Genomic DNA, 21,744 nt, shown 5'->3' with positions numbered 1-21,744 from the left:
CGAATGGAGGAGCTAGTCACGTTAGAGGAGCTTTCCCCACATGTATATGTACTGAATTTGAACCGGCCCGATGCAGCGAACGCATTGTCTAGCGATTTGCTTTCTCAACTGCAGGAAAAAGCTCACGAAATCAACCGGCGTCAGGAAATCAGGGTGGTTCTAGTGACTGGGGAAGGAACGAAAGCCTTTTGCGCAGGAGCTGATTTAAAAGAACGACGGGGAATGAGTGATGAAGAAGTCATCCAGACCGTTAGAAAAATCGGAGATACGGTCCGGATGATTGAAGATATTCATGTACCGACGATCGCTGTTATCAACGGGGTCGCGTTTGGGGGCGGACTGGAACTCGCGCTTGCCTGCGACTTACGTATGATGAGTACATCAACGAAAGTGGGACTGACGGAAACATCTCTTGCCATTATCCCAGGCGCAGGTGGGACCCAGCGTTTATCCAGATTGATTGGAATCGGTCAGGCCAAAGCGATGATTTATTCCGCTAAGCCGGTGGAAGCAAAGCGAGCGTACACCCTTGGTCTAGTCGAATATATGCACGAACCGCAGTTCCTTATGGAAGAAGCGAAGGACCTGGCTGCATGCATCGCACGAAACGGTCCAATTGCCATGAAGCAGGCAAAAAAAGCAATCAATCAGGGATATGATACCGATTTGTCTTCAGGTCTTGAGATTGAACGTGGCTGTTATGAAAAGACGATTCCAACGGATGATCGTGTAGAAGGACTTCAAGCATTTAAGGAAAAAAGGAAACCGGAATACAAAGGAGAATAAAAGGTGGAAAAAACGATGCCTACAAATGAAACGTTAGAAGAACGAGCGAAGAAAATTGCTTCTGGTGGTGCTGAAAAGTATCATAGCAAGAATGCTGAAAAAGGAAAAATGTTCGTGCGTGAACGTCTACAGCTTCTGTTTGATGACAACATCGATATTGAAGATGCTTTTTTTGCTAATTGTCAGGATGATTCCCTCCCTGCTGATGGTGTCGTCACAGGCATCGGGAAGATCAACGGAGAAAAAGTATGTGTAATGGCCAACGATTCCACCGTAAAAGCGGGTTCATGGGGAGCGCGGACCGTTGAAAAAATCATACGGATTCAGGAAACCGCATTAAAACTGAATGTACCGATGCTTTACCTTGTCGACTCTGCAGGGGCAAGGATTACCGATCAGGTGGAGATGTTCCCTAATCGTCGCGGAGCAGGACGTATTTTCCATAATCAAATCAAACTATCCGGCCGTGTGCCACAAGTCTGTTTATTATTCGGACCTTCCGCAGCGGGTGGGGCCTACATACCTGCCTTTTGCGATATCGTCGTCATGGTCGATGGTAATGCCTCGATGTATTTAGGTTCCCCGCGTATGGCAGAGAAAGTTATTGGTGAAAAAGTGTCGCTCGAGGAAATGGGTGGTGCGAATATGCATTGTTCCGTCTCTGGTTGCGGGGATGTACTCGCGAAGGATGAAAGTGATGCGATTGCATTCGCCAGAAAATATTTGAGCTATTTCCCACAGTCCTACAGGGAATTACCGAAAAAGGCAGAATCAAGAGAGCCTGCTCCGTTTGAGAAGAGCGTGGAAGAATTGATTCCAAAAAACCAAAATGCCCCGTTTGATATGTATCAGTTGATTGATCGTCTCATTGATGATCATTCGTTCTGTGAAATTAAGAAAAAGTTTGCTCCGGAGCTCATTACAGGTCTATCGAGAATCGAAGGGCGGCCTGTAGGAATTATCGCCAATCAGCCGAGAGCAAAAGGAGGCGTCCTTTTCCCTGATTCCGCAGATAAAGCAGCGAAATTCATCCAGCTCTGTGATGCCTTTAATATTCCGCTGCTTTTCCTTGCTGATATTCCAGGGTTTATGATCGGAACGAAAGTCGAGCGTGCAGGGATTATCCGTCACGGGGCGAAGATGCTTTCTGCGATGAGCGAGGCGACCGTACCTAAAATTTCTGTTGTTGTTCGTAAAGCCTACGGAGCAGGACTCTATGCAATGGCAGGACCTGCGTTTGAGCCGGATGCATGTCTAGCTTTGCCTACCGCACAGATTGCTGTCATGGGTCCAGAAGCGGCTGTAAACGCTGTTTATGCTAATAAGATTGCCGCACTTCCTGAAGAAGAGCGACCGGCATTCATTAAAGAAAAGCATGAAGAATACAGAGAAAACATTGATATTTATCGTTTGGCTTCTGAGATGGTGATCGATGACATCGTTCAGCCGAATAAGCTGAGAGAAGAGCTTTCCACTCGATATGATGCTTACGAGACAAAAGATGTTCTATTTACAGAAAGAAAACACGGCGTCTATCCGGTATAATCAAAAGGTTCCTGGACAATTAAAGTCCAGGAACCTTTTTGCTTATATACGGAATTCTATATAGCGTGCTCCAGAAGCGTCACATGATTAAGTTGAAGAAACATTTTGGCCAATATTCCGGATTTGCTTCACGCTCTCCGGATTGACGAGTGCACTTAAGTCGCCAGCAGGTTTATTTAAATAAGCAGACTTAATGGCCCGTCTCATTACTTTGGCATTTCTCGTTTTCGGCAGGTCATCAACAACGAATATCTTTTTCGGAGCTAGTGCCTTACCTAGTTTCTGATTCAGAAGCACCGTTAACTCTTCTGTTAGATCGCCTAGAGGATGGTTATCCTTAAGGACGATAAAAGCGATTGGTTCTTCTCCCTTCACCTTATGAGGGATGCCGATAACTCCAGCTTCTATCACTGCATGATGTTTAATAAGGATGGATTCAACTTCCGTAGGTCCTAACCGTTTTCCGGCCACATTTAAAACATCATCGGATCGTCCGGTAATCGTATAATATCCTTTTTTATCTTTAATCACCCAATCGCCATGAACCCACGTATCTTTAAAGCGGCTCCAATAGGTTTCTTCATAACGCTGATCGTCTCCAAAGAAACTCTTTGTCATCCCAACCCATGGGGATTTAATCACGAGTTCTCCAACTTCATCAAAGAGTGACTGTCCTTTTTCGTCATAAACATCAACATCCATTCCATGAAGAGCAGCATTGAAAGTGACCGGTTGAATCGGTTTGACGAGTACATTACCGAGAATCCCCCCAGAAATTTCTGTTCCACCTGAATAGTTAAAAATCGGTATACGCGAACCTCCTGCATGTTTGAATAGCCAATGCCACGGCTCCGGATTCCACGGTTCTCCTGTTGATCCGATAAGTTTTAAAGACCTGAGATCATGTTTTTCGATCCAAGCTTCCCCGTGCTTCATCATGGAGCGGACAAGGGTGGGAGAGAGTCCTAAATGGGTGACGTGATACTTCTCCACAAGGTCCCATAAACGGTCGGGTTCTGGATAATCAGGGGTACCTTCGAACATGACGATGGATGCTCCATTAACCAAACCACCGTACACGAGGAAAGGCCCCATCATCCATCCCATATCCGTGTACCAAAATAACGTATCTTTTTTCGTAACATCCATGCATATGCCAGCATCGAAGGCAGCCTTAATGGGGAATCCTGCATGTGTATGGACAGCTCCCTTTGGCGTACCCGTTGTTCCTGAAGTGTAAATGAGCATAAACGGATCGTTCGCTCTTTTTACTTTCGTCTTGTACTCGGTTTCCTTCTTTCTTAAATCACTCCAGCGAACATCACGAGGTTCTTCCAATTTCATTTCCATCCCTGTACGTTCGACGATGAACACATGCTCTAGGGATGGGCATTGATGTGCAACGATGTCCGCTTCCTGTTTCAGGGGTATCGTTTTTCCTCTCCGATAAAAGCCATCAGCTGTAATTAACGCTTTTGATTTACTTGCATGAATTCTTGTTATGACGGCATCCGCTTTGTAACCAGAGAAGGCAGGTGAAAAGATGGCTCCTACTTTTGAGATGGCTAACATGGCAATGAGGGTCTCAGGAAGCATCGGCAGATACAATGTAACGATATCTCCTTTCGCGATCCCGTAGCTCTCAAGACCGTTAGCGATCATGTCCACTTCTTTTTGCAAGTCAGTAAAGGAGAAGGAGGCCGTTTGCCCATTATCTCCCTCCCAATAAAGGGCAATGTCATTTCTTTTAGATGGATCATCCGCCCAGCGATCAAGAGCTAAGTGCGCAACATTCAGCTCTCCACCTTTAAACCATTGAGGATACATAGCTCCAAGGGTTTGATCTAACACTTGTTTGTAAGGGGTATACCATTCGATGTCCAGCTCTTTAACTGCTATTTCCCAAAACCATTCAAGATCATAAATGGATTTAGAGTAAAAGTCATCATAGCAGCTGTAGCCATGCTTCTTCATCCATCGGAATAATCGTGTCGCTTCTTTATATTCTGCGGTAGGGGTCCATGCATTGATATCTGTACCCATGAACGTTCCTCCTTTTTCAGAATTTTCTTATAACTATTATAACTGAATTCGCTGCTCGATTGCATTCGTTGATTTATGTTTCTTACAGAAAGATGTCTGATATTGCAAAATTCCTGAAACTTTAATAGAGTTGTAATCGTTATGTAATATAACCCCTTTAGTTACATAAATAGGGAGAAATAAAAAGGAGTGGTTATTTGTTTGAAGGTGCTTTATTTTTGTTAATTCTAGGTGTTATTGGAGCGGTTGTTCTTGTTGGGGGAATCATAACTTTTATCGTCTTCCGAATGCGCTATAAGACGGCCAGTTCGAATGAAGCGTTGATTGTTACAGGTCCAAAACTAGGTGATCCGGAAAAAGAAAAGAATGTATTTGAAGATGATAATGGACGTTCGGTAAAAATCATTCGTGGTGGAGGGTACCGCCTGAGAATGTTCCAGACAGCGACACCGATTGATTTGACATCTTTCCAACTACAAGTCAATTCAGACAAGGCTTATACAAAAGAGGGGATCCCCGTTAGAGTTGCTAGTACGGCCGTCATCAGTATTGGAAGTGAGCTTGAGATCATGGCTAACTTTGCGGAGAAATTCCTTGGTAAAAAGCAGAAAGAAAGAGAATCAGAGTTGAAAGATGTGCTGAATGGTCATTTACGTTCGATCATCGCATCGCTTCCGATTGAAAAAATCTATAATGATTTCAAAGAAGTCAACACTCAGGTAAAGAAAATTGCTGAATCCGATTTAAAAGGCATGGGGTTTGAAATCACTTCTTTCGCTCTGAATGATGTGGAGGATGTGGATGTCGAAAATGGATACATCGATGCGCTAGGTCGTCCTCATATCGCTGAGGTTCAGAAGAAAGCGAACATGGCAGAGTCCGATGCCACGAAAGAGACTCGGATATATCAAGCGAAAAACGACCATGAAGCACAAGATGAAGAAAACCGACGTTTGACTGCGGTTGCGGCATCGACGAAGGAGAAAGACATCAAAGAAGCGGAATTCCAGAAAGAAACGAACCGTGCAAAAGCCAACGCAGACCAAGCCGGGGAATTGGAAAGGCAGAAACTTGCCCAGCAGATCAAGGAAGAAGAGTTGAAGGTTCAATACATTGAGAAACAGAGAGCGGTCGAATTAGAAGAGGAAGAGAACAAACGCCGCCGCTCTATCGCTGATGCTGAAGCTTATGAAGTGACAAAACGTGCACAGGCAGAAGCCGACAATGAACGAATCAAAGGGGAATCCGAAGCGGAAGTCATTCGTCAACGAGGAATTGCTGAAGCGGAATCGAAAGAACGTATGGCGAAAGCGATGGAACATTATGGAGAAGCGGCTATTATGGAAATGCTCATAAAAGTATTGCCGGAATATGCAGAAAAAGTATCCGCACCAATTAGCCAAATCAAAGATATGAAGGTCATTGATATGGGAGGAAACGATTCACGTGGAGGTTCTGCGAAAGTAGCGAACAGTGTGACTTCTACCATGCTTGGCATTCAGGAATCATTAAAAGAAACGACAGGTATGGATCTGAAAGCAATGCTTGAGAGCTATGTATCAAGAGGGGCTGTCCATGAATTTGGAGGAACTTCTGATAATGAATTGAAGGAAGCGGCTGCTACGAAAGAAGAGGATGAGAATAAGGAAGAAGAAACATCCTTAACAGAAGGTCAGGAAGAAGAAAAATAACCGCTCAGCCTGCAGAACTTGTTGTTCTGCAGGCTTTTATTGTAAAGTAGGTTTGAAGCCATCTTCATTTGGGGTAAATAGGTTTGAGGTCTCACAAGCATATCTCTACATAGAATCGACGGTTTAACAAAGAATTAATTGTTTCAAAATTAAATTAATGGTAAAGTCAAAAACGTAGAGACCTTGACTTTTCCCCGTCTTCGAACAAGGGACGATTGGTAAGAAGATCGAATAGTCATAAGAGTCATTCTATAATGGAATACGAGTATGCAAGACGTAACTAGGAGGTAGATTATGAGAATTATTGTAGCAGGGGGAGACGGTTTTTGCGGTTGGCCAACGGCACTATACCTATCCGAACAAGGACATGATGTAACCATCGTAGATAATTTAGTACGCAGAAAGTATGATGATGAACTACGTTCGAATTCAGTTACACCGATTGCAACACTAGAAGACCGGGTAGCTAAATGGAAAGAAGTTTCAGGAAAAGAAATCAAAACATTCATTGGTGACTTGAACCATTATGATTTCCTTAGCGAAGTTTTCCGTCAAACGGAACCTGAAGCATTCGTTCACTTCGCTGAACAACGTTCGGCTCCATATTCAATGATCGATCGCGAGCACGCGGTCTATACACAAACAAACAATGTCATGGGGAACTTGAACGTTCTTTATGCCATTAAAGAATTCGCTCCGGAATGTCACCTCATCAAACTGGGTACAATGGGCGAATATGGTACTCCTAACATTGATATTGAAGAAGGATATATTGAAATTGAACATAAAGGACGGAAGGATACCCTTCCTTATCCAAAACAACCAGGTTCCTTTTATCACCTGTCTAAAGTACATGACAGCCATAATATTATGTTTGCATGTAAAATCTGGGGCATCCGCGCCACTGATTTGAATCAAGGAATCGTATACGGTTTACATACAGCTGAAACGCGTAAGGATCCGATGCTCGTAAACCGTGTAGACTACGATGGCGTATTCGGGACGGCTCTGAACCGTTTCGTCAACCAGGCAGCCATCGGCCATGACATCACGGTTTATGGTTCAGGAGGGCAGACACGTGCGTTCCTAAACATTGAAGACACAGTAAGATGTGTTGAGATCGCGGCTGAGAACCCAGCAGACAAAGGTGAATTCCGCGTATTCAACCAATTTACTGAATGGTTCTCAGTTCAGGATCTTGCTGAACGCGTTCAAAAAATTGCCAAAGAAGAAGGTCTTGATACACAAGTGAAGAAGATCGAGAATCCTCGTATCGAGAATGAAGACCACTATTACAACGCGGTGAATACTAAACTGCGTGACCTTGGTCTAGAACCTCACTTGTTGACAGACGATGTCATTCGTGACATTTTGCGCACAGCCGTCGAAAATAAAGACCGGATCATCAAAGAGAACGTATTGCCGTCAATCACTTGGAAGTAAGGAGTTTTCCGCTTTGAAAATCGCCATCATTACAGAAACATTCCTACCATCAACAGATGGAGTCGTCACACGATTAAAAGAGTCCATCAAATACTTGCGAAACCAAGATCATGAGGTCGTCGTCATTGCTCCAGACTTTGGTGTGACGGAATATGAAGGGGCGATCGTCGAAGGGGTCAAAACGACAAAAATGCCTTTCTACAGGTATAGAGAATTCAGTTTACCACAACGACGAGTGAAGGACTTGCTGCAAAAACATGATCCTGACCTCGTCCATGTGGTCAACCCTGCACTTGTAGGGGTTTCTGGCGTCTATTATGCAGATAAACTGAATTATCCGCTCATTGCTTCCTATCATACACACGTCCCTAAATACTTGGATTACTACCGGTTATATCCGTTCAAACCTCTTGTCTGGTGGTATTTTAGAAAGTTACACAATTATGCAGATGTAAATTTGTGTACTTCCAGAGCCATTAAGACGGAGCTTGATGAGAAAAACTTCCATAATGTGAGTGTATGGGACCGTGGAGTCGCAGTCGACCATTATCATCCTCGACATAAAAATGAAGAAATGAGGGAGCGGTTATCTGCTGGCAGGAAAGGAAACAAATTGCTTGTTTTTGTCGGTAGACTGGCTCCTGAAAAAGAAATTCATAAAATCAAACCTTTATTGGAAAAGAGAGACGATATCTCTCTTGCCATCGTTGGTGATGGTCCTGTGAAAGATGAATTAGAGGAAACTTTCAAGGACACCAATACAGTGTTTACTGGGCTTATGCACGGAGAGGAGCTTGCACAAGCGTTCGCTTCTTCTGACGCTCTGATTTTCCCATCAGTCACAGAAACGCTCGGCCTTGTCATCCTGGAATCTATGGCTTCTGGTCTGCCTGTCATTGCCGCAAAGAGCGGCCCGACCATGGAGCAAGTAGAAGACGGCAAAACTGGACTATTGTTTGAAAATGAGAACACCGACAGCATGATTCAAGCGATTGAAAGGCTGGAAGATGAGGAGTTATATCAGACACTTTGTAAGAATGCGCGCCAAGAAGCTGAAAAGTATAGCTGGCAAAAACCTTCGGAGCAGATCCTTGAGTATTACTATAAGACGTTAAAGGTGTATGATGAACAGGCAGCAACAACGTCAAAAAAATCAAAGGTTAAAGTCACAGAGTAAATGCTCTGTGACTTTTCTTTTGTATGCTCAAAAAAACTTAGTAGTAACTCCAAATATACAAATAAAACCCAAAAACAGAACACATGTTCCGACCCCCGTAAAATGAGCATTTTTATAAGAAAATACCTATTCATACTTAGTAGCAACTCCGAAATATTCAGAAAAAACAATCAATAAGACATCTCCATACTAAAACCAATGAGGAGCAAAGGCAAGAATATGTCTAGAGCAGGAAAGAAGAGAGGCACACGAATTTTAAATGAGTCTATATATGAGGAGATTATCATACAAATTATGAAAATTTATACGCTTAAACGTGAGTAAGTGTTTGGTTGGAACCCAAAAACTCATTGGATGATAGATTGAGGGTATTAAAATATAAATGTGTCGCATAAATCCAAATATTAATGCAATCACATTTATAAAACGGTGATGTAAAATCCGATAAACGTACAAGAGTTGAATGGAAAACAGTTTAGAATGTCCAGGATGAAATGTAACGTAACATCTTTAGACATGATTTAACAGTTGCTGGAGATCTTAAAGCAAAATTTATGAGTTGCTGTGAAAGACTTATGGAAGGTATAAATCAAATTAATCTAACTGGAACTGAACAAAGCTGAGTTAGATTTTTATAGAAATCATAATGCATAATAATTTCGGACGACAAGTGATTGATGAACATTAAGGATAGATGATGTATTTATGCTTATTTATTTTTGTTATGTCTCAATATCATAAGTATACTTCTTAAATGAGATATAATCATCATTCCTAAATTGACTTAGTATAATAAATATTATGTAAACTAAAATGAAAAACAAATAATACTACCAGAATATCCTTGAACCTCCATTCCCTTCGCTTCTTCATTGGATAGAAATTCTCATTTTAAATGAATAAAACAAATCTGATCTGTAACTTTTACTTTAAGTGAATTTATTGATCGCACGTATTTTAAGTAAACAAACCGCGACTTATATTATTTCATGGATTGATAAACCCTATCTACAGTGAAATGCACATTGATATCGTTGTCTTTTAACCTATAAAAAAGCAGCTTCTGTGTTAATCAGTAGCTACTTTTTCAAAACGCTTCAATTGTTCAGGAGTTGCGAAAACAATCAACAAATCATTTTCTTGAAACGTTTCGTCTCCTTCAGGGTTACTTATAATTATGTCTTTCCGTTTAATCGCCACGATATTGACTCCGTATATTCTTCTTATATCAGATTCTTTTAATGTTTGATTCAATAAAGATGATGTATTAGTAATGTGAATTTCTTCGATGTTGTAATCATTTAAGGGATCGTGGAGAATCGTTTCAACATATTCAACGCTTACCGGTTTTGTAATTGCAGTTGCCATACGTTTTCCTCCTATATTGGAGGTGTTAATCACTTTATCGGCTCCTGCTCGATAAAGCTTTTCTTCAGAAAAGTCCCTTTCTGCTCTAACGACTGTATAAAGAGCGGGATTCCTCCCTTTTACCGTCAAAGTTATAAAAACATTATCAGCATCATCAGGCAGAGTAACAATCATCCCTTTTGCCCTGTCAACTCCCGCCTGAATCAATACACGATCCTCCGTGGCGTTTCCTTTCACGTATAAAGCACCTTCAGGTAACTGGTCTATGACACTTTCATCACTCTCAATAACGACCAATGGTTGATTCTCATGCCGTAATTGTTGAAATACTTGCTGGCCCACCCGGCCGTAACCACACAAGATAATATGCTGGTGAAGATCTTGTATCTTTAATGACATTCTTCTCTTCCTCACTTCGCTAGATAGTTTACCGCCTATAATGGCACCTGCCAGTTGAGCTAACATGTAAGTCGTAAGACCAATGGCACTTGGAATTAAAACTAAGGTAAGGAGCTTCCCTCCTGTTGATTCAGGCGAAATATCTCCATAACCGATCGTTAAAACGGATACAATGGTTAACCATAAAGAATCAAAAAATGCCAGATTTTCAAAGAACATGTACCCGAATATCCCTAGCAATATAATAATATGTAAGAGGATGATCGAAACAACAATTTTTCGGTATTCCATTCCCCCACCTCTTTTAATTCTATTGGATTAGACTATCCTTCATAATCATATCAATTTTGAGGCATTTTCGCTTTATATATTATCCTTTATTAAATAAAGAATTCTCAAAATGTTCGATTCTTTATTTGTGATTGCGAACATTTGTTCTTAGGCTTAATTATTCGCACCTTCTCTTTGTTTTTTCGAACGATTTTAGCTAGGATAAAGATATAAGAAGACAAAGGAAGATGTTTATGAAGAAGTTGTTTCTTTTCGTGAGTACTGTATTTTTGGCCTTAATTATAAAGCCTAAGAAAATAGTTGCACCATTGATACAAGAACAGACTCATCTGTATCCAGGTACAAGCAAATCCATTACACCTGGGGACCTACTGTTTTCTCCGATCGGAAGAAGAGAATCGCGATTTATAGGTCATGTAGGAATTGTAACAAAAGATAATAAAGTCATTCATTCCATTCCTTCAGGAGTCATACAAGATCAAATGGAAGCTTATTTCAACAAATTCAGCTATATACGCATCTATTCAGCCATTGATTCAAAATCTGGAGAGGCTGCTGCTGATTATGCGGCAAAGCTTCAAAAAGAGCACCCTCGGGCCGACTATAAGTTATGGACACCTATAAGCAGTCTCTACGAGGAACAATATTGTACAAAAATCGTATGGCAATCTTATCATTTTGGTGCAGGTATTAATTTAGGAAAGATTTCACCTCATGCAAGATCTGTCCACCCTCAGCGGTTAAAAGATCAAAGATTCCTATATGAAAAATAAAACACGCTCATCCTTATTCATTGGATGAGCGTGTTAAATATCGATAAAACTCTGCCTCTGAGATGATTTCAATTGGATACCCCTAGCTAAGCAGTGTTTCTGCTCTTTCAAGTTTACTCGTTTTTATGCCATTTTTATACCCTTCGAACGTTTGTTCGCCGACGACTACAAAACTTGTATTAGATTCAATCGTGTTGTGAAGGTTACCACCTAAATCAACGACTTTTTGACTGGCTTCATCCCTTTTCATTTCTCGTAACTTCCCTGTAAACACCACCGCAGCGTTATAAAAAGGATGCGAGGGATCAAACTGTTTGGTTGCTGCTACATAGGAAGAAGGATGAGCTCTCTTGGCACGCTTCCTTTTATTAATTCTCGCAGGTTCATATCCCCCATCGAACATCATTCCATTTGTTGTACCTGTTTTGTTTACAAGATCCTTAGCATCAGTCGCTCCAAGCTCTTCTTTTGCTGACATAAGAATATGAGCAGAAGCCTTAGCATCCTCTAATGCATGGTGGTGACTGAATGAAAACCCTAGATGGTCAGAGACGATACTCAAGTTGTATTTCGGAAGCTGCCACGTTTTCTTGGATATATTGACGGTGCAGTTATACGCAAGCATTGGATAGCTGAGGTTGTATTGGTCTAAAACCGCACGTAACACCCCCATATCAAACTGAGCGTTATGAGCTACGATAAATTTTCCTTCTAACCAAGATTTAATCTCGCGTTCCCATAATACATCAAACTCCTCTGCATTAATAACATCACCTTTTGTTATTCCATGCACTCTTATATTTATGGGAGCAAAATAATTTTTCTTAGGTTTCACTAACCTGTAGTATTCTCTTTTAATAGAGCCCTGTTCATATTCCACCATACCTATGGAACAAACAGAATCTCTTGAGGAATTAGCTGTTTCAAAATCAAGAGCTACAAAATTCATGACGATCTCCTTTACTTATGGTCTTACCTTCATCATAAATGGATAACCACAGATTCGTCTATTGTAAAGCCTTGCCATTCAATGAAGCAGGTGAACTGTTGTTCATGGAATATTCCTATACTGTTCTGCAAAGGATAAAGCGAAGGAGGCGTTGGAGATGGCATTCGATTATGCTGAATTACCAAAGGATCAGCTGCAGCGGATAAAAGAGCTGGAGGATCAACTGAACGTCGTTTTAATCGCCTACGATACGAAGTACAAAGATTAACAAAAAGACGCCATGATTGGCGTCTTTTTGTTAATTATAAAATACGGATCCATTTGAAGATCACACCTTCTCTTGTTATATAGAAGGTGTGCTTTTGTTTAATTTTTATAAACTGTCAATTTTGCTTCAATTGGTGTTCGTTTTTTCTGCTTTGGCTGTTGCTCGAAGAAGCCCATATGGATAAAACCTACAATTTTTTCTCCAGGTTGAACACCTAAGAGTTCACGCACTTTTGGCTCATGAATTTGTGGGTTGGTTTTCCAACATACACCTAATTCACGCTCCCAGGCTAATAGCTGGAAATTTTGAAGCATGCTGCTGATCGCACCAAAGTTTTCCTCCCACTGTTTTTGACGAGGATCTTCATCCATAATCGCTATAAGAAAAGCGGCCGGTTGGCTGAAATAGTTTCTGCGGTTTTCCTGCATGTCACGAGGAAATGTTTGTACAAGGGATTCCACGAATTCTTCTTTTTCATGAGAAGGAATGAAAATGAATCTCCATGGTTCTCGTAAACCGTGTGTGGGTGCCCATCTTGCGTCATCTAACAATTCGGTAATAAGTTCAGTTGGTACTTCTTTATCTAAATATCCACTCTTCACGGAGCGACGTTCACGAATGATTTTTGCTAATTCTGTTTTTGTTTGTTCCATACCTCTCACCTACGTATCTATAGTTTTGTTTACGGTAATGATAATCGTTCTCATTGTTTTTGTCAAGGTTTCGTCCTTTATAAGCTAGGATAATAACGTTGGGTATTTTGAAGAATATTCAAAAGCTACCATGTTCAAGTAGCTTCTAGACTCTCAAAGTGTAAAGGAGTAGTTATTGTTCATTAACAGAAACAAAAAAGAAGAAGGGTGAGTTCACCCTTCTTCTTTGAACAAATGTAAAAACTCATCATATCCACGCTTTTTCATCTCTTCCTTAGGGACAAACTCCATGGCTGCACTATTCATGCAGTATCTCAATCCTGTTGGTTCTGGTCCGTCTTCAAACACATGCCCAAGATGATTATCTCCATGCTTGCTTCTTACTTCCGTTCTCATCCCGAAAATCCCTGGATCATCCTTTGTTGTGATGTTTCTCTCGGTGATTGGTTTCGTGAAGCTAGGCCAGCCTGTACCTGATTTATATTTATCTGTCGAGCTGAATAAAGGCTCTCCTGAGAGAATATCTACATAAATGCCTTCTTTCTTATTGTCCCAGTAGGCGTTATCAAAAGCTTTTTCTGTTCCGTCTTGCTGGGTTACTTCATATTGGATATCCGTAAGCTTGCTTTTTAAGTCTTCCTCAGAATATTCAACAACTTCACCTTTATATACCTCTACTCTCTTCCCATCTTCAGAGTCGTTGGTTGTAGAAGCTCCAGAGTTTTTATTGAAAAAGAAAAGGACTCCGACACTCAATAGTAAAAGAATGCTGATGGCAACTGCTGTCATCTTATTCATTCCTTCTCCTCCCTAGGTTATGAGTATTTGTATCTTCATTTTATCATGATTCTTCCATATCAAAAATTACAACGCTCATCTTATCTAAATCAAGTTATGAAAACAGTAATTTTCGTCCATCCTAAGAAAAGAGATATGAATGGAGGGACCATGAATGAAAATTTTAACCTCAGTACTGACAATTGCCTTAATCGCCATTAGTGGATGTGCGGCTGGTAACAATGGAGAGGAAATGATGGATTATGAGCAGCAGCCATTATCCACTACTCCCCCCACCGATTCACTCAATGATATGAACTATGAAACGAATGAGAAGGTGGATAAAGCAAGGAAAGCTCTTCCGTTTCAACAATTTGTACTGGAAATTGATTATGTTGATACACTTTCATATGAAATCCAATACGTGTCGGATGAATCACAAACACGTGCTGTTATTCATGAAATAGGAGAAGAAAAGATCTCAGGAGAAAAGGCGCTCAATCAACTAACACCCCATTTCATGGAACTCAGTTTTGATGAAGATTCATCGGAACAAGAAGTAATAGAAGATGTTTTACAAGTATTTGGACTTGATGAAACATATAAGGAATTTACATTGAGAGTTGTTTATAGCAATGGGATAGAGGCAGAATACGAAGATTAACGTATATTTGAAAAGAAAAAACAAGCACCTTAGGATGATGACTTAGATGCTTGTTTTATTTTTTTATTTAGTTTCGGAGTTGCTACTAAGTTTTAAGTGCGATTATGATTGATCACTGTTTTTCCATTCTCTTGAATGATTTTTCTTTCTTTCATTAATTGGCCGAGGGCTCGTTTAAATGCTGATTTACTGATTTTAAAGGTTTTTCGGATATCTTCCGGATCACTTTTATCATGAAGGAACATGACTCCGTCATTTTCTTGTAAGTATTCATAAATGATCTCTGCATCTTCCTTCATTCCCTCTTGTTTTAAAGGACGAAGAGATAAATTGATTGTTCCATCGTCTTTCACATCAATGATCCTAGCCGTAATTGTTTCTCCAAGCCTTGGTTCCTCTTTTCTTTCACTTGGGTGGATGAAACCTCTGTATCCTTCGCCAGTCAATACAGTAGAGCCTGCTTTCGTAGCGCGGTATACGCGAGCGGTCACTTCTTGCCCAAGCAATTCTTTCGGTGCAGGTTCCAAGTCATCCATGACTTCTTGTTCAGAGATGGGTTCGGCTAGAAGACGGCCTTTTTTATCAAGTTCCAGACTGACAAACAAATGGTCTCCTTCTGTCGGCCAAACAGATTTAAGGAGAGGAAGATGATCGGAGGAAACAAGGATATCTTTGTTTGTTAAACCAATATCCACAAATACTCCCATATTCGGAACGACTTCTACCACTTCCGACCAACCATAGGTATCTTTTGTAACTTCCGGAATTTCCATGGTCGCAGAAGCTTGTCCTTTCTTGTTTTCATAAATGAACATGTCTCGGCTTTCATCCAATTCAATCTCTTCAGTAACATTTTCGTCGGGCAGTACCACTTCTTCGTTTTGGATATGAACAATGAAACCCTCTGTGATTTTCTTTTTAATTTTCCCTTGTTGAATAGTTCCCAATATATTGACATCTTTCATGTAATTTCATCCTTTTCCGTGACGTAATGTTACTTATTATAGCTTAGATTGATCCATTTTAAAACGATGATTTTATGGAATAGAAAAAGCGTGGCAACTGCCACGCTCTATAGTGATTAATACCACCAAGAAGCTCCTACAATAATTAGGAGAATAAACAAAACAACGATTAGCGCAAAGCCTCCACCATATCCTTTACTCATTCCAATTCCCCCCTTTACTTCTGTATATGAAGCTGGGTAAGAATCGGTATGGGTGAAAGGCTGAGCTCCCTGGTGATTAGGCGGATCAACACTTATTTTAAAAAAAGGCTCCATTACAATTTAAGGTGTACAAGATCGGTATCACCGGGTTGTTTGCTTTGAACAGCAGAACGAAACTTTCCCCGCAGCTCCCTAGGATCACAAAAAATTTGGAAATTGAGTCTCGGACAAACGGAACATATCTATCATGAGGTTCAATTAATTTGTGAATAGATGAGCAATTCTGCTGTAGGATTTTTTCTTTTCTTCATAATCAAATAGATTGGTAATAACCAAAAACTCATCTGTCCCATAATATTCAGATAGTTCCATCAATCTAGTTTTCACATGATCTGGATTTCCAATAATGCAGCGTCTCCGATTCTTTTTTATTTTTTCTATTTCTTCTTTTGTATAAGGGTAACTTTCAGCCACTTCCACTGAGGGAACACGAGTATCTAGTCCTTTATCCACACGAAGCAACCAGAGGTCCTGACTCTTAGCCAGCTTCTCTGCGTCTTCCTCCGTCTCCCCGCAAATGACGAATATACATACATTCACTCTAGGTTTTTCCATATCCGTGCTCTTGAATCGCTCCCTGTAAGTTTCAATAGGCATTTTTCCATGATCAGGGTTAATGAAATGACCAAAAGTGAACCCTGTGCCGTTCACTGCTGCATGTTTGGCTCCCCGCTCGGTCAAACCCAGGACCCAAAGTTCAGGTTGATAATGGGTTTCCGGGCGTGCTTTTACACCATAAAACCGATCTCCTTTAGGAATGGAATCTTGTAAGAATTGTTTCAGCTCCTTCACTTGTCTAGAAAAAGAACTGAGGGGCTTTTCGATTCTATCTGTAAGGGCAAGCCTTGTCTTTGGTCCACCTCCAGGGGAGCGCCCTACTCCAAGATCCATGCGTCCATGAAACAAAGCCTCAAGCATACGGAAATTCTCTGCGACTTTTAATGGACTGTACTGTGGAAGTAAGACCCCGCCAGAACCGACCCGAATGGATGTTGTGGCTTGTGCGATCATAGATATAAGAATTTCAGGTGACGTATTCGCAAGACCATTCGTATTGTGATGTTCGGCGACCCAGTATCTATGGTAGCCTAATTTCTCTGTGTATTTCGCTAATTCTACTGATTTCTGTAATGCATCTTGAGCAGACTCCCCCTCAGATATGGGGCTTTGATCCAGAACACTTAATTTCACTGCAAGCTCACCTTTCCTTTATCTATAAACATCATCCATAATTTGTTTCAGTATTTGCATTTGTTCTTCAAATAACAGCTTATAACGCTTTTTTAACACATCGAATTCTTCTTTTCCTTCATCCGTCAGGTAATACCAGTATACTTTTTGTCTCTTTTTATCATGTGATTTGTAATCATCTTTACGGTATAATAATCCTTGCTCTGTCATTTCATGTAGGGTATCAAGTAATGTGGAAGGTGCTGGAATCCAGTTTTTCGTAAGCTTTTTAAACTCTGCTTTGAAATGTTCACTAATCATCGGCTGATGCACTTGTAACAGATGCATGATATAAAACTTTGTAAATTGTGCGGCACTCATGTTTAAAGCAAATCGCTTCGGATTGTTTTTATGTGACAAAATCATCCACCCCTTGTCATAAAATGGTCTTTCTATCATTTTACAACAAAAGATGGATGAATTGTCTAATTATACGCACATTCGTTCGCTTGATGTGTGTTTTTTTATTTTATTAATTCGGAGTTACTACTAAGTTTAAATAAAGAACATTATTCCATCGTAAAAGCAATTTTCCCGAAGTTTTTGGAATCTTGAATGTATTCGAATGCTTCTTTATATTGATCAATCGAAAAAACCTTGTCTAGTTGAGGCTTAATGTTGTGCTTGCTAATAAAGTCCAGCATCTCACGCAATTCCTCTGCGCTCCCCATCGTTGAACCAAGCAGGTTGTACTGCCCATAAAAGAACTCCCGGATATTGATTGTCACTTCATCATCCGTCGTCGAACCGAAAGTAACAATGGTTCCACCTTTTCGGACAATGTCCAATGATTTATTGAATGTAGCGTTCCCAATACTTTCTATTAACAAGTCCACTTGTTCAGAAGCTAAAGCTTCCTGCCAACTTTCTTCTGTTGAAATGGCTATGTCCGCCCCAAGGTTCAACGCTTCCTTTTGTTTACTTTCTGAACGGGAGGTTACGATGACTCTTGCGTTAACGGCTTTTGCAAACTTCAGGCAAAAAGTAAGAACACCGCTTCCGATCCCTGGCAGCATAACTGTTTGACCCGCTTCAAGATTCCCTCTTGTAAACAAGGCGCGATAGGCGGTTAGCGCTGCTAATGGAAGTACGCCTGCTTCTTCAAAAGACAAATGCTCAGGTTTTCGTTCAAGATGGTCCTCCGTACACGTGTAATATTCAGCAAAAGTCCCATGATCAGGAAGACCGACGATTTCGAACCCTTTTGGAGGAGCTGCGCTATTTTTCTGCCAGCCGAGTCCAGGATTGACAATGACCTCGTCACCTGGCTGAAACTTGGTGACACTCTCCCCAACTGTTTCTACAATTCCAGAAGCATCTGATCCAGGAATTAGTGCAGGATCATCCGCTTTGTGACGTTTCGTGACCACAGCCAAATCTCTCCGGTTCATTCCTGCCGTATGTACTTTAATCCTCACTTCGTTGTCACTCATTTGATGCTTCGGTAATTCTTTTACTTTCAATCCCTCTAGTCCATCTTTTCCTTCATGTACAATCGCTTTCATCCATACCTTCTCCCTTCTTATTACAATTGTCTTTAGTCTATCAATAAGTGGTTGAAACTCAAAATAAACCGCATAAAAAAACTCCTTTCTGCATTTACAGAAAGGAGTTTTAAATCTTATCAAATTAGTCAGCCAGTACTTGAACTTTAACGGTTTGTCTACCAAAGGCAAGAGCATCCTCACGGGAAGGCATGAAGATATCGATACGGTTGCCGTTAATGGCACCCCCGGTATCTCCAGCAATTGCTGTTCCGTACCCTTCGACATAAACTTTAGAACCAAGTGGGATGACGTTCGGATCTACGGCAATCACTTTTTGGTCAGGATTTGCACGCAGGTCAATTCCAGTTGCTGTTACACCGCTGCATCCTGTGCAAAATGCAGTATAGGCAGTAGCTTCAGCCGTAAACTCTTTGACCACATCGTTACTTGTGTCTTGACTTGTGCTGGTTTGAGTTGCTGTTGATGTGCTGTTGCTGGAACTATTACTAGAGCTGCTATTGGAACTTGGAGCAGATGTTTGCACAGCCTGTCCATCAACTTTAAACTGTTCGCCAGGATAAATGAGGGTGGAAGTCAGGTTGTTCCACGCCATCAGCTGATCAACTGAAATATTAAATTTTTGAGAAATGGCGTACAACGTGTCTCCAGACTTCACTGTATAAGTGGATGTGTTGGAAGACGTAGTAGATGAAGGTGTACTGGATTTAGACTCGTTTGCTACTTTTAACGTTTGATTTGGATAGATGATGTTTGAATTTAAACCATTCCATGTTTTTAGATCTTGGACGCTGACGTCATATTTTTGAGAGATTCCCCAAAGAGTGTCCCCCTGATTGATTTTATATTCCGTTTCGTGGGCACTTACCGAAGTGGCGAATGCTCCCGTTAATGCGACAGTTGCTACAACAGAAAATACAGTTTTTTTCATGAAATTCTGCCTCCTCTTGATTGATCGATCCCTATGTATTTAGGTGATCCATTCACAATTACAAGATTAACAGAATCTCAGAATAAATTAAGAACAAACAAGCAACAGTTTAGTTGCAAACATAACATCCATATTTCACAGCCATTACAAAAGGAGCATTTGCACCGCGAAACGGTCATAAATGCCCTTCTTCTGCTACCCTTCGTCATCATTCAACAAAGCGGAGGTTTGCCTATTCATAGATTTTTTTACCCGAAAATGATAGAAAAAAACATATTCTAGCGAAAAAAAGCACAGATCCACTGGGATCTGTGCTTTTGTCTCATCCTTATTTAGCTGCTACTTGCTTTTGAACTTCCGGGTCATTCAAGAACTCATCATACGTCATTTCTTTATTGACAATCTTACCATTAGGCGTAATTTCAATAATACGATTAGCAATGGTCTGAATGAATTCATGGTCGTGGGAAGCAAAAATGACCGAACCTTTGAAATTAATCAATCCTTTGTTCAAGGATGTGATGGACTCCAGGTCGAGGTGGTTGGTCGGTTCATCCAAAAGAAGAACGTTTGCTTGAGAAAGCATCATTTTAGAAAGCATGCAACGCACTTTCTCTCCACCTGAAAGGACATTCGCTTTCTTAAGCGCTTCTTCTCCAGAGAACAGCATACGTCCAAGGAAGCTGCGCAGGAACGTTTCTGTTTCATCTTCTGGTGAATACTGACGAAGCCACTCGACAAGATTCAAATTCGAACCTTCGAAGAATTCCGAGTTGTCTTTAGGGAAGTAGCTTTGCGATGTCGTTACACCCCATTTATAGGTTCCCTCGTCCGGCTCAACCTCACCCATAAGGATTTGGAAAAGAGTCGTTTTCGCTACTTCGTTTGATCCCACAAGGGCCACTTTATCGTCTTTATTAAGGGTAAAGCTGACGTTGTCCAATACTTTCTCACCATCTACCGTTTTCGAAAGGTTTTCAACTGTCAGCAAGTCATTACCGATTTCACGTTCCGCATTGAATGCGATATAAGGATACTTTCTGGAAGATGGTTGAATATCATCCAACGTGATTTTATCGAGTAGTTTCTTACGGGAAGTTGCTTGTTTGGATTTGGAGGCGTTGGCACTGAAACGTGCAATGAACTCTTTCAAATCCTTAATCTTCTCTTCTTTTTTCTTATTCTGTTCGGCAGCCATTTTCTGTGCTAATTGACTGGACTCATACCAGAAGTCATAGTTTCCGACATAAACCTGGATTTTTCCAAAGTCAAGGTCCGCAATATGTGTACAGACATTGTTCAGGAAGTGACGGTCGTGGGAAACCACAATAACTGTATTCTCAAAATCGATCAAGAAGTCTTCCAACCATTGGATCGCTTTAATGTCCAGGTGGTTGGTAGGCTCATCGAGAAGAAGGACATCCGGATTTCCGAAAAGCGCTTGTGCAAGGAGAATCTTCACTTTCTCTGATCCTTGCAGTTCACTCATTTTCTTATCATGAAGGTCTTCGCCAATGCCTAAGCCTTTCAATAGACGGGCGGCGTCGGAATCCGCTTCCCATCCATTCATTTCAGCGAATTCTCCTTCAAGTTCCGCTGCGCGCATGCCGTCTTCTTCAGAAAAATCGCCTTTCATATAGATCGCGTCTTTTTCCTTCATCACTTCATATAAACGGGTATGCCCCATAATGACGGTTTCAAGCACTTGGTATTCATCATATTCGAAATGGTTCTGTTTCAAAACGGCCAAACGTTGATCTTTCTTCAAGCTTACATCACCCGTTTGTGCCTCGATCTCACCACTCAAAATTTTTAAGAATGTAGATTTCCCTGCCCCGTTCGCACCAATCAGTCCATAGCAATTGCCCGGGGTGAATTTTATATTTACGTCTTCAAACAACTTTTGGTCGCCGAATCGAAGACTTACATTGTTTACTGTTAACATGTGATAATCCTCCAGTACTCTCGTTTCTATAACATAGAAATTATATCATTCTTGAGCGTTGTATGATAGCCGTCGTCA

19 protein-coding genes are annotated in these 21,744 nt (G+C 40.9%); 7 read left to right on the top strand and 12 right to left on the bottom strand.

The genetic code is table 11. The features are described 5' to 3' along the window. Positions 1-3 precede the first annotated feature (3 nt). Together LC065_RS14955 and LC065_RS14950 are read left to right on the top strand one after the other, a co-directional pair. Positions 4-786: an enoyl-CoA hydratase gene (locus LC065_RS14955; RefSeq protein ID WP_226589607.1), complete on the top strand. Its 783-nt coding sequence runs from the start codon at positions 4-6 to the stop codon at positions 784-786. 15 nt (positions 787-801) lie between these two features. After that, on the top strand, positions 802-2,331 hold the full coding sequence (locus tag LC065_RS14950; protein ID WP_226591640.1) for an acyl-CoA carboxylase subunit beta: 1,530 nt from the start codon (positions 802-804) through the stop codon (positions 2,329-2,331). An 87-nt stretch (positions 2,332-2,418) separates the two neighbouring features. Here the strand turns inward: LC065_RS14950 and LC065_RS14945 are convergent, their stop codons facing one another. Beyond that, positions 2,419-4,374 carry an AMP-binding protein gene (locus LC065_RS14945; protein ID WP_306163526.1) on the bottom strand — a complete coding sequence of 652 codons (1,956 nt, stop codon included), beginning with the start codon at positions 4,372-4,374 and terminating at the stop codon, positions 2,419-2,421. A 197-nt stretch (positions 4,375-4,571) separates the two neighbouring features. Between LC065_RS14945 and LC065_RS14940 the strand changes: the two genes are divergently transcribed. The 3 genes from LC065_RS14940 to LC065_RS14930 all read left to right on the top strand — a co-directional run bounded on the left by LC065_RS14940 (position 4,572) and on the right by LC065_RS14930 (position 8,685). Then, positions 4,572-6,065, top strand: a complete 1,494-nt coding sequence (locus LC065_RS14940; protein ID WP_306163525.1) for a flotillin family protein — start codon at positions 4,572-4,574, stop codon at positions 6,063-6,065. A gap of 294 nt (positions 6,066-6,359) precedes the next feature. Beyond that, the gene (locus LC065_RS14935; RefSeq protein WP_226589616.1) at positions 6,360-7,508 is read left to right on the top strand and encodes an NAD-dependent epimerase/dehydratase family protein; all 1,149 of its coding nucleotides are present in this window, start codon (positions 6,360-6,362) and stop codon (positions 7,506-7,508) included. A 13-nt stretch (positions 7,509-7,521) separates the two neighbouring features. Beyond that, entirely contained in the window at positions 7,522-8,685 is a 1,164-nt protein-coding gene (locus LC065_RS14930; RefSeq protein WP_226589619.1) for a glycosyltransferase family 4 protein, read from the top strand. Between the two features lie 1,068 nt (positions 8,686-9,753). Here LC065_RS14930 and LC065_RS14925 read toward each other — a convergent pair. Next, on the bottom strand, positions 9,754-10,743 hold the full coding sequence (locus LC065_RS14925; protein ID WP_226589622.1) for a potassium channel family protein: 990 nt from the start codon (positions 10,741-10,743) through the stop codon (positions 9,754-9,756). Between the two features lie 233 nt (positions 10,744-10,976). Here LC065_RS14925 and LC065_RS14920 point away from each other — a divergent pair, with 233 nt between their 5' ends. Continuing rightward, positions 10,977-11,516: a YiiX/YebB-like N1pC/P60 family cysteine hydrolase gene (locus tag LC065_RS14920; RefSeq protein ID WP_226589626.1), complete on the top strand. Its 540-nt coding sequence runs from the start codon at positions 10,977-10,979 to the stop codon at positions 11,514-11,516. An 82-nt stretch (positions 11,517-11,598) separates the two neighbouring features. Here LC065_RS14920 and LC065_RS14915 read toward each other — a convergent pair whose 3' ends face one another. From LC065_RS14915 to msrB, 3 genes are all read right to left on the bottom strand, one after another. Then, the gene (locus LC065_RS14915; RefSeq protein WP_306163524.1) at positions 11,599-12,465 is read right to left on the bottom strand and encodes an exonuclease domain-containing protein; all 867 of its coding nucleotides are present in this window, start codon (positions 12,463-12,465) and stop codon (positions 11,599-11,601) included. Between the two features lie 366 nt (positions 12,466-12,831). Beyond that, entirely contained in the window at positions 12,832-13,386 is a 555-nt protein-coding gene (locus LC065_RS14910) for a nitroreductase family protein (protein ID WP_226589632.1), read from the bottom strand. A 213-nt stretch (positions 13,387-13,599) separates the two neighbouring features. After that, positions 13,600-14,184: a peptide-methionine (R)-S-oxide reductase MsrB gene (msrB, locus tag LC065_RS14905; RefSeq protein WP_371933346.1), complete on the bottom strand. Its 585-nt coding sequence runs from the start codon at positions 14,182-14,184 to the stop codon at positions 13,600-13,602. A 154-nt stretch (positions 14,185-14,338) separates the two neighbouring features. On the opposite strand from msrB, the gene LC065_RS14900 reads away from it, so the two are divergent. Continuing rightward, on the top strand, positions 14,339-14,827 hold the full coding sequence (locus LC065_RS14900; RefSeq protein WP_226589634.1) for a YusW family protein: 489 nt from the start codon (positions 14,339-14,341) through the stop codon (positions 14,825-14,827). Positions 14,828-14,919: 92 nt separating this feature from the next. Here LC065_RS14900 and LC065_RS14895 read toward each other — a convergent pair whose 3' ends face one another. The 7 genes from LC065_RS14895 to LC065_RS14865 form a co-directional block, all read right to left on the bottom strand. Next, positions 14,920-15,792, bottom strand: a complete 873-nt coding sequence (locus LC065_RS14895; RefSeq protein ID WP_226589637.1) for a CvfB family protein — start codon at positions 15,790-15,792, stop codon at positions 14,920-14,922. Positions 15,793-15,908: 116 nt separating this feature from the next. Beyond that, positions 15,909-15,995 carry a YjcZ family sporulation protein gene (locus LC065_RS14890; RefSeq protein ID WP_008640034.1) on the bottom strand — a complete coding sequence of 29 codons (87 nt, stop codon included), beginning with the start codon at positions 15,993-15,995 and terminating at the stop codon, positions 15,909-15,911. Between the two features lie 258 nt (positions 15,996-16,253). After that, complete coding sequence (locus LC065_RS14885; RefSeq protein ID WP_306163523.1) at positions 16,254-17,246, bottom strand: LLM class flavin-dependent oxidoreductase; 993 nt, start codon at positions 17,244-17,246, stop codon at positions 16,254-16,256. An 18-nt stretch (positions 17,247-17,264) separates the two neighbouring features. Continuing rightward, positions 17,265-17,651 carry a helix-turn-helix transcriptional regulator gene (locus tag LC065_RS14880; protein WP_226589642.1) on the bottom strand — a complete coding sequence of 129 codons (387 nt, stop codon included), beginning with the start codon at positions 17,649-17,651 and terminating at the stop codon, positions 17,265-17,267. Positions 17,652-17,794: 143 nt separating this feature from the next. Next, positions 17,795-18,790 (bottom strand): zinc-binding dehydrogenase, encoded by a 996-nt coding sequence (locus tag LC065_RS14875; protein WP_226589645.1) that lies wholly within the window; start codon positions 18,788-18,790, stop codon positions 17,795-17,797. A 124-nt stretch (positions 18,791-18,914) separates the two neighbouring features. Next, positions 18,915-19,721 carry a 3D domain-containing protein gene (locus tag LC065_RS14870; protein ID WP_226589646.1) on the bottom strand — a complete coding sequence of 269 codons (807 nt, stop codon included), beginning with the start codon at positions 19,719-19,721 and terminating at the stop codon, positions 18,915-18,917. A gap of 328 nt (positions 19,722-20,049) precedes the next feature. Further along, a complete protein-coding gene (locus LC065_RS14865; RefSeq protein WP_206945137.1) occupies positions 20,050-21,666 on the bottom strand; it encodes an ABC-F family ATP-binding cassette domain-containing protein in 1,617 nt (538 codons plus the stop codon). Positions 21,667-21,744 lie beyond the last annotated feature (78 nt).

The sequence above is a fragment of the Halobacillus litoralis genome (assembly GCF_020524085.2).
Lineage (GTDB): Bacteria > Bacillota > Bacilli > Bacillales > Halobacillaceae > Halobacillus > Halobacillus litoralis_E.
The sequence above is the reverse complement of the archived record's forward strand: the minus strand, read 5'-3'. Positions and strand labels throughout refer to the sequence as shown.